16 protein-coding genes are annotated in these 16,931 nt (G+C 68.3%); 12 read left to right on the top strand and 4 right to left on the bottom strand.

The features are described from left to right. Nucleotides 1–3 precede the first annotated feature (3 nt). Genes ACIBVN_RS49895 through ACIBVN_RS49905 form a run of 3 tightly spaced genes read left to right on the top strand, consistent with a single transcriptional unit; the run spans nucleotide 4 to nucleotide 2,368 of the window. On the top strand, nucleotides 4–861 hold the full coding sequence (locus tag ACIBVN_RS49895) for a hypothetical protein (RefSeq protein ID WP_397148091.1): 858 nt from the start codon (nucleotides 4–6) through the stop codon (nucleotides 859–861). Then, complete coding sequence (locus tag ACIBVN_RS49900; RefSeq protein WP_397148093.1) at nucleotides 858–1,817, top strand: hypothetical protein; 960 nt, start codon at nucleotides 858–860, stop codon at nucleotides 1,815–1,817. The genes ACIBVN_RS49895 and ACIBVN_RS49900 overlap by 4 nt, the downstream gene beginning before the upstream one ends. Continuing rightward, nucleotides 1,814–2,368, top strand: a complete 555-nt coding sequence (locus ACIBVN_RS49905) for a hypothetical protein (RefSeq protein WP_397148095.1) — start codon at nucleotides 1,814–1,816, stop codon at nucleotides 2,366–2,368. Before ACIBVN_RS49900 ends, ACIBVN_RS49905 begins: the two co-directional genes overlap by 4 nt. A gap of 49 nt (nucleotides 2,369–2,417) precedes the next feature. Here the strand turns inward: ACIBVN_RS49905 and ACIBVN_RS49910 are convergent, their stop codons facing one another. Then, nucleotides 2,418–2,972 carry an AAA family ATPase gene (locus tag ACIBVN_RS49910; protein WP_397148097.1) on the bottom strand — a complete coding sequence of 185 codons (555 nt, stop codon included), beginning with the start codon at nucleotides 2,970–2,972 and terminating at the stop codon, nucleotides 2,418–2,420. A gap of 1,906 nt (nucleotides 2,973–4,878) precedes the next feature. Between ACIBVN_RS49910 and ACIBVN_RS49915 the strand changes: the two genes are divergently transcribed. Beyond that, nucleotides 4,879–6,051, top strand: coding sequence for a hypothetical protein (locus ACIBVN_RS49915; protein ID WP_397148099.1), 1,173 nt, complete (start codon nucleotides 4,879–4,881; stop codon nucleotides 6,049–6,051). Between the two features lie 173 nt (nucleotides 6,052–6,224). On the opposite strand, the gene ACIBVN_RS49920 is transcribed toward ACIBVN_RS49915, so the two are convergent. Together ACIBVN_RS49920 and ACIBVN_RS49925 are read right to left on the bottom strand one after the other, a co-directional pair. After that, nucleotides 6,225–7,796: an SMI1/KNR4 family protein gene (locus tag ACIBVN_RS49920; RefSeq protein WP_397148101.1), complete on the bottom strand. Its 1,572-nt coding sequence runs from the start codon at nucleotides 7,794–7,796 to the stop codon at nucleotides 6,225–6,227. A gap of 531 nt (nucleotides 7,797–8,327) precedes the next feature. Then, complete coding sequence (locus tag ACIBVN_RS49925) at nucleotides 8,328–9,104, bottom strand: NYN domain-containing protein (RefSeq protein WP_397148103.1); 777 nt, start codon at nucleotides 9,102–9,104, stop codon at nucleotides 8,328–8,330. A 20-nt stretch (nucleotides 9,105–9,124) separates the two neighbouring features. Between ACIBVN_RS49925 and ACIBVN_RS49930 the strand changes: the two genes are divergently transcribed. After that, entirely contained in the window at nucleotides 9,125–9,586 is a 462-nt protein-coding gene (locus tag ACIBVN_RS49930; RefSeq protein ID WP_397148105.1) for a hypothetical protein, read from the top strand. Nucleotides 9,587–9,592: 6 nt separating this feature from the next. Here the strand turns inward: ACIBVN_RS49930 and ACIBVN_RS49935 are convergent, their stop codons facing one another. Beyond that, nucleotides 9,593–10,636 (bottom strand): YaaC family protein, encoded by a 1,044-nt coding sequence (locus tag ACIBVN_RS49935; RefSeq protein WP_397148107.1) that lies wholly within the window; start codon nucleotides 10,634–10,636, stop codon nucleotides 9,593–9,595. Nucleotides 10,637–11,679: 1,043 nt separating this feature from the next. Between ACIBVN_RS49935 and ACIBVN_RS49940 the strand changes: the two genes are divergently transcribed. From ACIBVN_RS49940 to ACIBVN_RS49970, 7 genes are all read left to right on the top strand, one after another. After that, complete coding sequence (locus ACIBVN_RS49940) at nucleotides 11,680–12,294, top strand: DUF4158 domain-containing protein (protein WP_397148109.1); 615 nt, start codon at nucleotides 11,680–11,682, stop codon at nucleotides 12,292–12,294. Beyond that, nucleotides 12,270–14,093 (top strand): Tn3 family transposase, encoded by a 1,824-nt coding sequence (locus ACIBVN_RS49945; RefSeq protein WP_397148111.1) that lies wholly within the window; start codon nucleotides 12,270–12,272, stop codon nucleotides 14,091–14,093. Before ACIBVN_RS49940 ends, ACIBVN_RS49945 begins: the two co-directional genes overlap by 25 nt. 22 nt (nucleotides 14,094–14,115) lie before the next feature. After that, complete coding sequence (locus ACIBVN_RS49950) at nucleotides 14,116–14,676, top strand: Tn3 family transposase (RefSeq protein WP_397148113.1); 561 nt, start codon at nucleotides 14,116–14,118, stop codon at nucleotides 14,674–14,676. A gap of 210 nt (nucleotides 14,677–14,886) precedes the next feature. Continuing rightward, a complete protein-coding gene (locus tag ACIBVN_RS49955; protein WP_397148115.1) occupies nucleotides 14,887–15,285 on the top strand; it encodes a VOC family protein in 399 nt (132 codons plus the stop codon). Nucleotides 15,286–15,310: 25 nt separating this feature from the next. After that, nucleotides 15,311–15,502: a hypothetical protein gene (locus ACIBVN_RS49960; protein ID WP_397148117.1), complete on the top strand. Its 192-nt coding sequence runs from the start codon at nucleotides 15,311–15,313 to the stop codon at nucleotides 15,500–15,502. Nucleotides 15,503–15,505: 3 nt separating this feature from the next. Further along, nucleotides 15,506–15,649 carry a YciI family protein gene (locus tag ACIBVN_RS49965; RefSeq protein ID WP_397148119.1) on the top strand — a complete coding sequence of 48 codons (144 nt, stop codon included), beginning with the start codon at nucleotides 15,506–15,508 and terminating at the stop codon, nucleotides 15,647–15,649. Beyond that, nucleotides 15,646–16,860, top strand: coding sequence for an RNA polymerase sigma factor (locus ACIBVN_RS49970; protein WP_397148121.1), 1,215 nt, complete (start codon nucleotides 15,646–15,648; stop codon nucleotides 16,858–16,860). The genes ACIBVN_RS49965 and ACIBVN_RS49970 overlap by 4 nt, the downstream gene beginning before the upstream one ends. Nucleotides 16,861–16,931: the final 71 nt, after the last annotated feature.

The raw sequence follows: 16,931 nt of genomic DNA on the forward strand, positions 1-16,931 counted from the left end.
CGCATGCGTTTCACAGAGCACGACGTCCACGAATGCCGCCGTCTGATGATCGGCTGCCGCCACAATCAGCTGGCGATCGGCGACCTTCTGGCGGCTGAGTGGGCGGACGGCGGTGAGGCTCTCGGGGAGTTCTGCGAGCGGGTCGGTTTGACCCTCAGCACTGCCAAGGAGTGGCGGGCGACGGCGGCCGCGGTTACGCCGGCGCTGCGGACGCTGCTGGAGCACTCTGGCGTGTTCGTCTCCTACACCGTCTTGCGCGAGGGAGCGCGCACCCGAGGCGGCCAGGTGCTCGATCCCGGCTACGTCAAGCTGCTGCGCCTGATCGAGGACGCGAAGGCGGCAGGCGTCGACCGGGTCAACCACGCCACCTACCAGACCGTTCTGGGCACGGCGCCTCCGCTGGCCGCGGTCATGGACCCCGCGGCGCGCGACAGCGACGGCGTTATCGACTACGTCACCGAGGTGCACCACAGCCCCCACCGGGACGAGCTCGTCCAGGTGCTGGTCGCCGATGACCGCGCGATCCGGGCCGACCTGGCCGCCGAGTTCGATCGGCGGCGGGCCCAGCAGGCCGAGCAGAAGGCCGGGCGCCGCACCGAGCCGCCTGCGCGGCCGACGGCCAAGGCGAGCACCGGCGCCGCGCTGGTCGCCGAACTCCTCGCCCTGGCCGAGCAGTCCACCCGCCTGGCCAAGCGCTTCCCGCGCCTGGTGCAGCTGGATGTCACGCAGCAGGCCGACGCCGCCGTCGCGCTGGACGAGCTGGACGTGTTCATGAAATGGGCACGCCAGGTCACCGCGATCCGCGCGGTCGGCGTCCCGGCGCAGCGCCGAGCCCAGTGCGAGACGGCGACAGCGCGATGAGCCAGCACCCGCCCGAGCAGGCCGTTGACGACGGTGAGGAGGCCCTCGGCGCGGATATCGCCCAGTTCGCCACCTTGGAGCGCAAAGGCCCGTGGCTGATGGCCTACCTGGTCGCCCGACGAGTCGCACCCGACAACGGTCACGGCGTCGGATTCGAACAGGAGTCCACGAAACGTTTCGACCGAAACGTTTTCCGGCGCATCAGCGCCCGGGAGTTCGCCCGCCGGGCCGGCACCAGCGCCAAGCGGGTCATGGCCCTTTGGGAGGCATGGAACCGCCTGGCCACCGACGGCGTCGTCCCGCCCGCCCTCGACCTGCACCCGGGCGCGGACGTCGAGCTCCCCGATGAGAAGCAGTATCCGTTCTATGGCAAGAACGGCTACTACCGCAGCTGGGACGCCCGCAACATCTCGCCCGAGCGGCGCGAGGCGATCGAGCGGGAGGCGGCCAAGGCCGGGACTCGCCCCTCGGCCATCAGCTACGTCATGACCCACCCGACGGCGGTCAAGACCGCCCTGCTGGCCGACGAGGCGACCCGGGCGGCGGCGCGGGAGGCCCTGGAGGAGTTTGAGGCTCGCCAGGCCGCCGCCGATGCGGCCGACCGCACCGCGGCCGCTGAGGTCACCAGGCAGCGGCAGAGCGACTACGACGAGGCCCGGCGCTCGGAGCGGGAGACGTTCGCCGCCCAGGCCCGATCAGCGCGTGACGGAACCGAGGCCGGGGCGTCCATGGACGTCTTCAACGCCATGGCCGAGATCCGCATGGCCGCCTCACGGGCGCTGTCGCTGCTGCAAAAGCAGCAGATCCGCTTCACTGCCGATCGCGCGCAGGCCATCGCCGAGCTCTGCGACGGAGCCGAGGCGGCCATCACCGCTGTCCGTGACATCGCGACCGGCTCGGCCCTGGACGACGCGGCGCTGGCGAAGTTCCTGGACGAGAGCGGCGGGCTGCTATGAGCCGGCGGCGTGACGCGATGGGCTGGACCCAGGCCGAGTTCGACGTCGCGGACGTGATGATCTGGCTGCGCAGCAACCACGGGCGCGAGCTCAGCTATGCCGACATCGCCGCCGGCGTCGGGATGGCCAACGGCCCCCGGTTGCGGCGGGCCGTCCGCGTCGTCCGCGTGATCGCGGCCAACCGGGGTGACCGTCTGGAAAGGTTCATGCCGTCGGCTGACCCGGCCCGTCGCCGGGTCTTTGTCACCCGCTACATGCGCTCAGGGCACGGCGATGAGTTCAGTGCCCGCGACGCCATGTCCGCCGCACGAGCGGCGATGACGTCGGTCAAGGACATGCACCGCGCCACCACCTTCGAGGCCGCCAATTCCTGCTCGATCGCCCGCAAGGAGTTCGAAACGATGGCCCAGGCCGCCGACGAGTGCATCAAGGCGATCTCCGGCATCGACAAGGTCGGCCCGCAGGTCGTCCGACAGGACAACAACAGCAGCCTGCTGGCCCAGATGATCGCCGATCTGGAGGCCCGGCTCGCCGAGCCAGCAACGAGTTAAAGCCCTCTCGCCGCATTAAGGAGCGCCATGACGGCCCCCTCTTCCACCCTCATCTCAGCGGCGGGAGCTGAGACGCCTCCCGCAGGAGCCGTTCGGCGGTCTCCTCGGGACTGAGCGCGGAGGTGTCGAACCACCAGCCGACATCGCCGAATTCCCGCCGCAGATCGGCCTCAAGGCGGTGATAGTCGTCAAACTCCGTGCGCTCCTCCGGATCCCGTGTCGCGTTGCGTTTGCGGCATGATTCCACCCCCGGCGCGAGGGTGACCAGTCGCACCGGGCGCGGCGCCAACAGGCCGACCAGGAAGTCCAGCTCCGCCCGGTCCACGACAAGGTTGTCCATCAGCACGCTGAAGCCGAAATCGACGAAGTTGGCTGTCAGCGCAGCCAGATTGCGGTTGCGTAGTTCCACCTGTCGGACGGCCTCCTCCCTAGGCTCACCCAGGGCCCAGACACCGCCGCGGAGGATCATCTCACTCACGTCATCGGCCTTAACGCGAGCGGCCCGAGGCAGGAGCCGGGCGGCCAGCCCGGTCACCGTCGACTTCCCCGCCGCCGGCATTCCCGACACGATGATGCATCCGGATGCCTCATGCATGGTGGTCATGACCTGATCTTGCTGGCGCGTTCACCAGCAAGCAACCGGATTTTCGCGCGGCAACGAGTCCCGCGGCAGCGGCAGACCGCGACGAACCCACTGCCCAACCGTGACCGCCAGAGCAGATCAGGGCAGCCTACTTGCCTTACGTGACTGACAGGCCTTCAAGCAGCTGACCAGCAGGTTCGCTCAACAACCCCAGATAACGATGGGAGGCAGGCAGAGCAGAGCTGACGACGCGATCCGTGGAGGAGCGGCTGGACGCCTATGTCATCGCCCTGATGGACGCGCTGGGCTGAGCCCTGGCGGTCCGGGTGCAGCCCGACCCCATCGGAGGTTCGAAAACATCCTCTTTGGAAGGACGTACGGGCGAAGCCCGTACGGTATGGGCGTCGAGCCCCTGCTGCGCTGAGACCAGCTACCAACCGGCCCGCTGACATGTGCAGCTATCGCGTGACATGTGCAGCTATCGCGGCTGGAGGATGTGAAGGCCGCCCTGCCGTCGTCAGGGCGGCCGGCCCGCACGAAGGAAGCGCCCAGCCGCACGCTGGGCATCGCACAAGCGGAGCCTTACCCGACCCTGAAACGCCCACGCGTCTCTGACGCGCCGATTCCGTCCCATTCCCGATGAGCCAACACGCCGCTAAGCCGCGATCGTAGGGCCGCAGCACTAACGTGTCCGAGCATGGGCCTGGTGATCGTAGCGTGGGGCCGTGATATTCCGGATCGCGCATGGTGGCGGTGGCCGTGACTACTGATCGGCCCCAGACGGAAAGGCGCTGGTGTTTCTCCTGCAAGGCGACGCCCACGAACGACGAAAGCATGGCCGTGGTGCTTTGGGTGGATAACGGTGTGATCGTCACGCAGGTTCACACTCCAGGCTGCGCAGCCTTACATGCCGTGACGCACCTGCCAGACGGGGTGGACGACGTCGGCTGCCTCGGCACCAGCCGTGGTTCGTATCAGCCGTAGGCCGGCGCGTTCGGCTCGAGTGCCGCTCCGTAGCTGGCGCAGCGTCCGCTGCCTGCCGGGCAGCTCGCCGGTTGGACTCGAACAGCTCGCCGGAGTGCCGGCCAGACAGCCGGGGCCAGGCCGGTGCCGGGTCGACATCGGCTGGCGGCCAGAGGCACACCAGCGCGCCAGCAACCTGATGCCCAGACCACACAGCTGGTCGTTCACCTCTCCTCCAGACGTCGCTCCAGACTCTGCGGCAGCTGCATGAGCGCCTCGACCTAAGGCTTTTCCTCCCAAGCGCCAGGGCACCTCAACGCGAAAACACCACACAGCTTCCCCCGCTGACAAGGAAGCCCGGACAACAAGGCCTGTCGGTAAGACTCGGGCCACGTGGTGCACGGGATTGGATCTACCCTGGCCAGGCCGGTGGTGCTGACCGGGGGGAGACAAGGTCTTCACCGATTGATTCCCCTGGAACATGTGCTTAGCACCACGGCTGACCTGCACCGCCGCGAGCGCATGTACCGCATGACGCGAGTTTTACCGACTTAACCTGCGTTGCGCACGTCAGCCGGTGTCGGTGGTGCTGGCGGCCCACCGCTGAGCTTGAAGTGGGGGCTGCGCGTGAGCGCGGGCTTGTCCGGCGCGAACTTCTCTTCGATGATGATCGTCAGCCCGGCGTCCCTAAAGTGGGTCGAGTAGTCCGCATGGGACTGCGCGTGAGGGTTCTTACTCACCCAGTCGCTGACGGCCATCCATGTGTGCAGGCGCCTTGGCCTTCGACGCCATTCTTGGGATCGGGATGTCCAGGCAGCCGCTCGAAGCTTCTCCTCCACACCGACCGCGCCGAATCTGGCCTCGCCGCCAGGACGCGGTCCCCGGCCCTACGGGCTCCTCGCAGGGGGCCAATGATCACGATGAGTTGATTTTTTGTCACTGTCGGCGTCTACTCTCTCCGGGTATGAGCCTGACGCAAGGGTTGGCCTCGCCCCGCACACCGCTACGTCGGTTCCTGGATCGAGAGCTGTCGGCGGGCGTTCGCCGGCTTCGCGCGAGCTATGTGGCGCAGCTGCCGAGCACGCCCTTGATCTTGCCAGGGCCGGGCGTCGGATATGAGGCGGGCACCGTGGGGACCGCAATCGACCAGCGTCTGCGCTTCGCCTTCACTCAAGTCGCGGGCGTCGATGCCGCCACCGTCATGGGCGTGGACAACCTGCGTGCCACTGCACTGGCCCTCGGCCAGCATGCCGGATGGGAGGCGATGGAGACGGTTGGCCTTCAACTGCTCGAGCGGTTGCGCGTGACACTCTCCGAGCTGCAACTCGACGACCGCGGACGTCCCCTGGCACGGACCGAAGAAGAGGAGGAAGGCTTGGCTCGTCTGCTTCTCGGAGCCGCCTGGTATGCCCTCAACTTCCGTAACCCCGTGGCCTTTCCGCTGACCCCGTTGTGCAAGGAGGCCTTCGCCAACCCTGGCGCCTTCACTTTGACCACACTGCTGGCACTCCCGCATCACGACCTCCTGCGCGACACCGTCGCGCAGGTGCAGGCTGCAAGCGCCGGGCCGCTGGGCCAGCTTCGCCGCGCGACCGCACCGCAGATGTGCCTGCCGGGGCCCACCTTCGACGGCAGCGCCTACGTCTCCGCCGACGCCGACCTCATCGTGGACGGCCTACTGATCGACTTCAAGAGCACCCGTCGCACCGAACGCTTCCCCCTCCCGATGATCCTGCAGCTCCTCGGCTACACCTTGATGGACTTCACCAACCGATATCGCATCGACCGGGTCGGCGTGTACCTGACACGTGCGAGATCCCTCATCCACTGGCCGATCGAGGACTACCTCGCCCTGCTCGGCGCCCGCCGTCGCGATCTGACCGAGCTGCGAGCGACTTTTCACCAGCTGCTGGCCTTCACCGGGTGCCGGGCCGATGACGATCCGATGCCCGAGGAACTGCCTGGCGTTGAGCAACTGTTGGCTGATCTTGCTCCCGTCATCGACCCCGGGTGTTGCCGTGTGTGCGCGCAACCAATGGCGCAGCCCATACTGGGGCCGAGCCGAGTCCGCCTGTACTGCTCACCCTTCTGCCGAGGACGCGCCCCGAGCCTGCGCTACCGCGGCTGGCTCTCGTAACCGGGAACCAGGTGGCGCCGGCCGAGACGATGCCCCGCTGCGCCTGCCGCGCAGCGCGTACGCCTGGGGGAAGCGCCCAGGCAGTCCCCTCTCCAGGAACGATGGATCTTCAGAAAGGAGGCGAGCTTGGCCGGATTTCCCGCCACGGTCGCGGTGGACGGCGGGATGAGCGCCTAACCCTTGTAGCGCCAGTCCAGGCGGCTTTTCTCCACGCCGGGCTGCCAGCCGTGCACCGGCTCGCCCCGTTCCAGGGCGCGCGCGGTGACTTTGAGCAGGGCCAGGTAGGAGGGCCAGATGTCGCCGTCGTCCGTGTGCAGACCGTCCTCATTGTGGAAGCTGCCGGTGCGGCCAGTGTCGGGGTCGACGATCAGGTTGCCGCCGGTGCTGTCGTAGCCGAAGGGGATCAGGCGGCCGTGCCACCAGTACGGGCTCAGCTCCGGGTCCTCGAGTGTGATGTCGCAGTTCCCCTGCCAGTCGCGCTGCATGCCGCGTACCGACATGGCGTTGTAGATCGGCGGGAAGGAGAAGCCCCAGTCGTTCGCCCCGTCGTGGCGTAGCAGCGAGGCGCGCAGGTCGTCGGGGAAGCGCGCGCCCATGGCGGACTCGGCCCGCGCGATCGCCAGGGGGGTGGCCGGCGGGCGCAGGCTCTTGTACGTGGCGGGCGCGTGCCGGGCGAGCCAGCGCTCGATGCGCCGCCAGGTGGCGTTCACCTGGGCGGTGACGGCGGCTCGCGGGGTGCGCACGACGGGGGCTCGGTGGTCGGGCAGGCAGCCGGTGGCGCGCTTGTCCGCGTTGGTGGGCGGCTGCGGGGTGGGGGTGGGCGTGGGGGTTGGACGGGGCCCGCCCGCGCACCCGCCCGGCCGCGGAGCGGGCTTCGCGGCCCAGCGCAGCTCGCAGCTCCCGGTCACCGTCGGGTACGACCCGCGGATCGCGGCGCCGCCCTCCAGCGCGGCGGCCAGCGCCTCCAGCATCGCCGCGTGCGACGGGAAACCCATCGGGCCGTCGTAGCGGAGCCGCTCGCCGAAGGCGGCCTCGCCCACCCGGCCGGTGCGGGGCTCGACGAACAACTCGCGTCCTGAGGCGTCGCTGCCGGTGGGCAGCAGGCTGCCGTGCCAGGTGCCGTGCTCGGGATCGGCGTCCGCCAGGTCACCGGCCAGGACGAGGTTCTGGCAGTTGCCCGTGTTGATGTAGTCGATGTCGTTGACCTCCAGCAGGCCGTACCCGCCAGGAAGCCGGAAGCCGTCGCCCAGGTTGCCGTCCGCGCCGTCGTGGCGCAGGTAAGAGGCGTACAGGTCGTCGGGCAGACGGCGGCCCGCGTAATGCTCCCACTCGGCCAGGCGCTCCGGCTCGGCGCCGAAGCGCAGCTTGCGCAGAGTGGCCGACGCGTGCGCACCGAGCCAGCGCTCGATCCGGTCCCACGCCGCGCCGACGCGGGCGGCGAGCGCCGGATCGGGGGTGCGGACGGCGAAGCTGGTCGGCTCGGGCTCCGGCAGCACCTCCCCGGCCTCCCGCTCCCGCTGCCGCTGCCCGACGTAGAGCGGTGGGCAGCCGACGGAACGCGCCTCGTCGGGCGTGAGCATGGCGGCCGCGATGGCGGCGTCCCGCTCCGGCGAGCCGCAGGACATCGTGTTGCCGACGAAACCGCAGAAATAGCCCTCATCGTCGAGATGCGCGTCGGAGGCCAGGCAGCCCAGCAGCAGGACGGCCGCGAGCCCAAGGGCGAGAGGCCGAGGTAAGCCGATCATGAACGCGTACGATACGGCAGCGCGCTGACAGATCGCCGGGGCGCGGCCTCTGGTCTTGGCCCATGGCCTTCGTCGTAGCCACGGGCGCCACCGGCAAGCTTGGCGGGCAGCGCCGGGCGTGGGGCGGGATGGCGGACCGCAAGGTCCCGCACAATCCATTCCAGATCAGCCAGTAGGGCCTCGTCATCGTCGTGAGCAAGCGCATCACCATCCTCGCGGCCTATGCCGCGGTTGTCCGACGTTCGGTCAAGGAACCGCTGAAGCGTTTCCGACCTGGTTCGTGCCGGGAGACCGCAGCCGCTGAGGTCGAAGTCGAGCACGGGTGGCGCCGTGAGGGCGGCAGGGCACCGATATTGGTCCTCCCAGCGTCAGCCGAGGCTGGAACTTCATAGAAGTGTTTCAGATGGCCTTGCGCGACACCCACTGCCGGCCGCAGCCGCCCAGGGCGATGAGGACGGCCTTGCTACCACCGCGGCGATGAAGGACCCGTACAGCGACTGGTTCCAGCCGAGCACGGTGGCAAGCTAGTGGCTACGCCACGATCATCACGGAAAACGCCTCGGGGTACCGCTTCCCCGGCTTGGGCTTCGGGCGGCCGCTGAACCGCACGAGCGTGCCTTTCGGCAACGACGTTCGTCCCCCGGGCAGGCTGTCGCGTGAAACGAACCAGGACTGCCCCACAGTGTCGGTGATGAACCCTGACGTTGCGCCGGGATCCCAGCGGGTGATCGTGCCGCGCAGCTCGCCACCACCGGGGATGGGCGCGCCCGCGATGGGGCCGACGAACGGCCGCGCGCCCTGGTAGTCCTCGCGCAACCCGACGGCGAGGAGTTCCTCCAGCGGCGGCGCGCTCGAGGCCGCTGCGACGAGCGCGGCAGCGGTGGCCACGGGCTGCTGCATCCGGGGAACGATGACGTGCCTGTCCAGCTCGACCAGGCGGGCGACGAGCGGGACGAAATCTTTGTCTCCGGTCAGCAGCACCACTGTCTTCCATGGCCTGGTCAGGGCATTTTCCAAGGCGACAATGGTGTAGAGCACATCAGCGCCCTTCTCTGAGGGGCCGGTCAGTGGCACATCATGTCGTGTGATCCCGGCCTGCTGCAGGACGTGCTCGAAACTGGCCGCTGGCGTGGACGGGCGGGCTCGTACGTAATGGGCGTCCACGCGTGCCTGTGGATCGCCGAGGGCCTGCCGGATAACGTCGTGCAGACCCTGGAAGGAGATCCGTGCCCGCCAGGGGTGATCATGCAGGAAGTACCCGCTGACATGGGCCCACCAGCCGCCGTCGTACATCACACCGATTGTCACCCCCTCACTTTAGGATGCTGATGCCGCCCCACATCGAGATGACGGAGCCGCTGATGGCCACCCGAAGTCGTCCTGACACATCCCCTGGCCGCTCTGGTGAACTCCATGATGAGCAGGCGCCGAAGCCGCACGGCTACACCTTCTCGATCCTCGGATTCAGCTGGACGCTCACCGGAGATAAGCCACTATCGGGCCGGCAGTTCATCCTGGCCAGCGCCGCCACCGTGGCCGTGAATGTCCTGGGGATGACCCTGCTCCTGTCCGCCATCCTCGTGGGGGCCGTGGCCGTCGCTCAGGGGATGGCTACCCGACCTGCCCTCAATCCCGTACCCAACCGCCTGGACCCTGGCGCTCCTGATCGTTATCAGCCACCTGATCCTCAATCTCAACCACTTCAACAGACGCCGCAGGTAAGTGCAGGTGACACGGCCCGGCCGATCGGCGAGGTCTGTCAGAACCATTTCTGCGAACACAAACAGTAGCCATCGTTACGCAGGGCTATTTTGGGGCTCATTGCGCGGACCCAAGTGAGGCCCCTCGAAAGTCGAAAGCAGATAGAACGCCGCAGCGGGGACGGCCGTGGTCGCTTCCTCAAGAAGATGCTCGATCGCGTTGGCCTCAGCTGACCGGTCAATGTCGATCATCTTGGACCAAGCGGCCGGCTCGTAGCGCGCCAGCGACGACAACGCCAGCAGTATGGCCCACAGAGCCAAGAATGGATGCAGGCCGGTCGACATCGAGCCGACCGCAGGGGTGAGGACGCAATCGTCGGCGGACCTGTAGCAGGCAACACCCAGGTCACCCAATGTCCTCTGATCAGGCAACATCAGCGGTGGCGAACCGCTACGCCATTCAACCTCGAGAGTGAGACCAGGCCCCGCGCGGTCCCAGCGCAGGCCACCCATCGGATGCGATACCTGCAGCGCACTGTCTTTCAACGCCGGGTAGTGATCGAGATGCTCTTTGACTCGCACGTGATCCGCGCCGTACAAGTCCTTCACGCGGTGAGGAATCCAACTGACCTCGGCATGGGAGAAGGTGTCGACCTCGGGCCATCCATGCGGGAAGAACAGCAGAACAGGCAGCAGGGCATCATCCGTGAGGGGGACGTGCGCTGTCTCCGGCAGCAACGGCCACAGCTCTCGAAGAGCCACCGGCTCGTCAGGGACCAGAGCCTCGACGTTCAGCGCTGAGGCAACGGCGGGGAACAGACCCGCTTTGGTGGCGGTGACCGTGACATCGGCGGCGAGCAGGGCATTGGTGTTAGCGGTCAGACCGTGACCGCTAACCCTCCACCCTTGGTTACCGACGTGCGGTGATGCGGCGACAATGGCACGGCCCGCCTGTGACAAGGCGTAGAAGAGCTGAACAGGCCGGGTGGCGTACCCCGCGATACCAGCGGCGGTCAGGAACTGCTCGCACTGTTCCAGCGCCGACTGGAACGTCGTGCGCCGCGCTCCCTGCTTCGCGTACCCCGGCGGGTCGTGACGAAGCGCGCGTAGGTTCCGAAAGACCGTGCTCGCAGCCGTCACCTCCGGCCCCCCTTGTCGTCGGCACCACCGTACAAAGGCCCTGGGCATCTATCCACCCATTCTTTGCGCGGAACCTGCCCAAGCCGGTGAGCTGGGCCGAGCTCGGCGCAGCCACTCCCAGCATGCACGACAGGAGATGACCAATGGCAAGATCGCTGCTGGTGAGGCAGGGAGCTTCGGCCTCGGTAGGGTGAGCTTGGCTTGTTGGAGGCTGTACGGGCGAAGCCCGTTCCTCTGTAGATCAAGGAGCTGGCTGTGCGCTTCGCCCCCTTTACAAAGTAAGTTGAGCCTCTCAACCTAGCCGGCGCTTCATCGTCATACCTCGGGCTTCGGGCGTACGGGGGTGCGATGGTGGCGACGCGGTTTGACCGCTCGGTTCGATGACGGTGACGTACAACTTCGCAACGGGCCGGTCATAATCGGTGCCGTTGCCGTAGATCCTTCCACCTGGACTCTTACAGGGCGGTACCGGGTGTTGCTGTGGCGGGAACCGTTCAGCTCCGCCTACTTCGAGGTGCCGCTCGCCCATGGCGTACTTCCTACCGATCCGGCGTATGAGCGTCGTCGCCGGCTCCCGGCTCCTGGCACGCGGCCCACTCGTTGAGGAGCGCATCGGGCAGTGCGGTGTGCCACGATGCGGTCGGCTTAGGCGCTTTCCGCAGGAACGGACACCGACTGCGATAGTCTCGGCCCTCCTTATCCTGGGTGACTCTTAGTAGTCAGGCATGTTCGTCAAGTAGGGTTGGCGCGTACTTGCCTCACAGATATCCAGGGGTTCTCAGGCATGTCAGGCATGTCAGGTGCGTTGCCTCGCTACTACCGCCCTGAGCGGGCGGTGGCCGCCGATGAGTCGGTGTGGTGGGTGGTGGTCGAGGCCCACCGCTCGGGTCCGTGCGATGAGCCCCAAAGTAGCGCTCTGCAATGTGTCGAAGTCAGCACGTGATGGTCACAGGTAGGCGGTACCAGGCCGTAGCGGCACGGAATCAGATCAGCGTGTGCTCTCGAACCTTCACTGCGATCGGGGGAGACAAGGAGCCCGGCCGGTGCGAAGAGACTGGGAGCTGGAGGACCTCATCGAGTGCTGGACGCTGGATGAGGCGGAGCTCGATCTGCTGGCGAACAAGAGCGGTGCGACCCGGCTCGGGTTCGCGCTGTTGCTGAAGTTCTTCGAGCTGGAGGGGTGCTTTCCCCGGCGGGAGGACGTGCCGAAGGCGGCCGTGGAGTACATGGCCGGCCAGGTGAAGGTCGGTCCGGAGTCGTTCACGCAATATCAGTGGTCGGGCAGCACGATCGAGTACCACCGCTCTCAGGTCCGGCAGTTCCACGGCTTCCGGCAGGTCACAGTGGCCGATGAGGACAAGCTGATCTTCTGGCTCGCGCGGGATATGTGCCCGGTGGAGACCTCCCGGGAGCGGTTGCGGGCGGCGCTGCTGGCCCGCTGCCGTGAGGAACGGATGGAGCCCCCCGCGGCCCGGCCGGTGGAGCGGCTGCTGGGCGCGGCCGAGGCGATGTTCGAGCGGGAGTTCACCACCACCACGATGGAGCGACTGCCGCCCGCGGCGGTGACCGCGCTACAGGAGCTCATCGCCGTACCTGACCCGGCGCCCGAGAGCGACGGTATTGGGGCGGGGGGATGCGGAGCTTCCTGCAGGAGCTGAAGGAGGACCCGGGGCCGTTGCAGTTGGAGACGCTGCTGAACGAGATCGGCAAGCTGGAGCGGGTCAAGGCGATTGGCCTGCCCGAGCATCTGTTCGAGGGCATCTCGGAGAAGGTCGTGGAGGCCTGGCGGGCGCGGGCGATGCGGATGTACCCCTCGGACTTCGCCGCCGCCTCCCCGCGGGTGTGCCTGACGCTGCTGGCGGCGCTGTGCTGGGTGCGCAAGACCGAAATGATCGATGGGCTCGTGGAGCTGCTGATCCAACTCGTGCACAAGATCAGTGTGCGGGCGGAGAAGAAGGTCGAGAACGAGATCGCAGGCGAGTTCCGGCGGGTGCACGGCAAGAACGGCATCTTGGCCCGGCTCGCCCAGGCCGCCCTCGATCTGCCCGAGGAGGTCGTGCGTGAAGCGATCTACCCGGTGGTGGGCGCCGGCACGCTGGCCGACATCGTGGCCGAGGCCAGGGCGAACGAGCAGGCGTTCAACACCCGGGTGCGGATCAAGCTGCGCGGTTCCTATTCGCGCCACTACCGGCGGGGCCTGCCCAAGCTGCTGCGAGCGCTCACGTTCCGGTGCAATAACACGGCCTTCCGGCCGGTGATGGACGCGCTGAAGCTGCTGCAGCGCTACGCCGATTCCGAAGCGGTCTTCTACGATCGCAGCGAGCTGGTGCCGCTGGAGCATGTGGTGCCCGAGGACTGGCAGGAGGCCGTGGTCGGCGAGCGCGGCCGCATCGAGCGCATCCCGTACGAGCTGTGCGCGCTGGTCGCGCTGCGCAAGGCGATCCGGCGCCGGGAGATCTGGGTGGAGGGCGCCAAGACCTGGCGCAACCCCGACGGTGACCTGCCGGCCGATTTCGACGACAACCGCGACGTGCATTACGAGGCGCTGGCCAAGCCGCGTGATCCGGCCGCGTTCATCGCCGACCTGCAGCGCCGCCACACCGCCGCCCTGGACCGTCTGGACAAGGCGATGCGCCAGCACGCGACCGGCGGGGTGAAGCTCACTCGTAAGAAGGGCGAGGCGTGGATCAGCGTGCCGCCGATCGGCAAGCAGGAGGAGCCGGCCGGGCTGAAGGCGCTCAAGCAGGAGATCTCCCGCCGGTGGGGCGTGATCGACTTGCTGGACGTGCTCAAGGACGTCGCGCACGTCACCGGCTACACCGCCGCGTTCACCTCGGTGGCCTCGCGCACCGTCACCGATGCGGCGGTGCTGCAGCGGCGGTTGCTGCTGTGCCTGTACGGGCTGGGGACGAACGTGGGGATCAAGCGGGTCGCCGACGGTGTGGCCGCGGCCGCGCCCGCCGATGGGCAGGCCGGCGCCCAGGTTGACACCGAGGCGGCGCTGCGGCGCACCCGCCGGCTGTTCATCAACCGCGACAACCTGCGAGCGGCGATCCGCACCGTGGTCAACGCTACCCTGGCCGCGCGGGACGCCGGGTTGTGGGGAGCGGGGACCGCGTGCGCGTCGGACTCGCGCAAGTTCGGGTCCTGGGCGGCCAACGTGATGACGGAGTGGCATCAGCGCTACGGCGGGCCGGGGATCATGGTGTACTGGCACGTCGAGCGCAAGAGCGTGTGCATTTACTCGCAGGTGACCTCCACGACGGCCTCCGAGGTCGCCTCCATGATCGAGGGGCTGCTGCGGCATCTGACCGACGCCGAGATCGATCGCCAGTACACCGACACGCACGGCGCCTCCATCGTCGGGTTCGCCTTCTCCGAGCTGCTGGATTTCAAGCTGCTGCCGCGGTTGAAGAACATCGGCTCGGCCCGGTTGTACCGGCCCGGGAGAGGATGAGGCGTGGTCGGCGCTGGAGGCGGTGCTGTCGCACAAGACGATCGACTGGGAAGTGATCGCCCGCCACTACGACATGATGGTCAAGCACGCGACCGCGCTGCGGTTGCGCACCGCGGAGTCGCACCAGATGTTGCGGCGCTTCACCCGCGGCGGTCCCAAGCACCCCACCTATCAGGCGATCGAGGAGCTGGGCCGTGTCGTGCGGACGATCTTCATCTGTGAGTATCTCGCGGATGAGGAGCTGCGGCGGGAGATCGGCGAAGGGCTGAACGTGGTGGAGAACTTCAACTCCGCCAGCAAGGACCTGTTCTATGGCAAGGCCGGCGACCTGACCGGCGACGACCGCGAGCACGCTGAGGTGTCCGCGCTGGCGTTGCACCTCCTCGCCGCGACGATCACCTACCTGAACACGCATCTGATCCAGATCGTGTTGCGCGATCCGGCCTGGCAGAAACGGCTGAGTCTGGCCGATCGACGGGGTTTGTCGGCGCTGTTCTGGACCCATCTGAACCTGTACGGGCGCTTCGAGCTCGACATGAACCGCCACCTGGAGCTGGAGGCCGTCGCCGGTCCGGCGGAGTGACCGGCGACGCGGACGTGCACCGGCCGACCGGCGCGAAGAATTTCGGCGCCCGTGTCGTATCGAGGCATCGGCCGATCGTCTGTGAGGTGAGGGCCAAGCCGTCAGCGGGCATGTCGCAGTGTCGGCTCCTGGCCAGGCGAGGTGAGCCCGAAGGGGGATCTCACGGGCGGCCTGGCCTAACGTCACCGACCGAGCCCGAAGGAGCGCATCATGCATCCCACCCTGAACACCATCGACATCGTGGTTTCCGACATGGACGCCTCGATCGCCTTCTACGCCCGCCTGGGCCTGGAGTTCAAGCTCGACGAGCACTCCCCGGAGCACGCCGGTTGCGACCTGCCGAACGGGCTGCACGTCATGCTGGACACCGAAGGCTTCCGCACGCCGTTCCTGCCCGGCTGGAGCGCGCCGACCGGCGGGCCGCGTACCCTGCTGTGCTTCGAGTTCGACACCCCGGCCGGGGTGGACGCCACCTACGCCGAGCTCGTCGAGGCGGGCTACCGGGGGATCGCCGAGCCGTTCGACGCGTTCTGGGGGATGCGCTACGCCACGGTGGCCGACCCGGACGGCAATGGCGTCGACCTGTACGCCGCCCTTCCGGCACGCTGACCACGACACCACTGGGGAGAACGACGTGAAGTATGTGCTGATGTTCATCGAGACCGAGGAGTTCGCCCAGAAGCTGGAGGCGATGGGCGAGCTGGAGCGCGAGGCCGCCTATGCGGCGGTCGGGCAGTGGTTCGCCGACCATGCCGACAAGATCACTCACCATACGCATCTGGCGCCGGTGCACACCGCCACCACGGTGCGCCTGGGTCAGGGTTAGCCGGTGGTCACCGACGGGCCGTTCGTGGAGGGCAAGGAGGTGGTGAGCGGGTTCGCCGAGGTCGAGGTGGCGGACCTGGACGAGGCGCTGAAGATCGCTCGCTCCTGGCCGGCCTGCCCGATCGTGGAGATCCGTCCCGTCTCATGAGTGAGCCGGTGCACGGGGAAGTGAGCCAGGAGGTGCTGGCCCGCGTGGTGCGTGAGCACGCGGGCCGGCTGGCCGCGTCCCTGGTGTCGCTGCTGGGCGACTTCGCCGCCGCCGAGGACCTGGTGCAGGACGCGGTGGAGGTCGCGCTGCGGCGCTGGCCGGCAGAGGGAATCCCCGAGCGGCCGGATGCGTGGCTGTTCACCGTGGCCCGGCGGCGCGGCCTGGACGTGCTGCGCCGGGAGTCGAACTACCGGGCCAAGCTCGCCCAGCTCACCTGGCCGGCGCCCGCTCCGCGTGATGACCGGCTGCGGCTGATCTTCACCTGCTGCCACCCGGCGCTGTCCCGCGCCGCGCAGATCGCGCTCACGCTGCGCGTGGTGTGCGGGCTGTCGGCCGCGCAGATCGCCGCCGCGTTCCTGGTGCCCGAGTCCACGGTGGCGCAGCGCATCACCCGCGCCAAACGCAAGATCGGCGAGGCCGGGATCCCGTACCGCATCCCCGCCGAGCAGGAGCTGCCGCAGCGCGTCCACGAGGTGCTGGCGGTCATCTACCTGCTGTTCAACGAGGGCTACCTGTCCAGCACCGCCGAGCGGGCCCAGGCCCGCGACCTGGTCGACGACGCCGAGTGGCTGGCCGCGCTGCTGGCGAACCTGCTGCCCAAGGAGCCGGAAGCGGCCGGGCTGCTGGCGCTGATTCGGCTGCACCGGGCCCGCGGCGCGGCCCGGTTCGACCTCGCCGGGCGGCTGGTGCTGCTGGCCGACCAGGACCGCTCGTTGTGGAACCGCCAGGCCATCGAGCACGCCACGGCCCTGCTCACGCGGGCCGCCCGCGCCCACCGCAGGCCGGGGCCATACCAGCTGCAGGCGGCGATCGTGGCCTGCCACGCCGAGGCCGAGACCTTCGCCGACACCGACTGGACGCAGATCCTCGTCCTGTACGACATGCTGCTCCACCTGGCGTCCTCACCTGTCACGCGGCTGCACCGGGCTATCGCCGTGCGGCATGTCCAGGGCCCTGAGGCGGCGCTGGCCGAGCTGGAGGAGCTCGGCCAAGCGCTGGAGCGCTATCCGCTCTTCCACGCCACCCGCGCCGAGCTGCTGCGGTGCCTGGGTCGCCGTGAGGAAGCGCGGCGGGCCGATGAGCGGGCGCTGAAGCTGACCGCCAACCCGGCCCAGCAAGCGCTGCTGGAGCAACGCCTGACCTGGGACTGACGGTGCGCCCCGCGTCACCGCAGCGGGTCGCGTCCGCCAGGGGCCCGTCTCACGGGCGGCCGGTAGACGGT

The sequence above is a fragment of the Nonomuraea sp. NPDC049400 genome (assembly GCF_044466425.1).
Lineage (GTDB): Bacteria > Actinomycetota > Actinomycetes > Streptosporangiales > Streptosporangiaceae > Nonomuraea.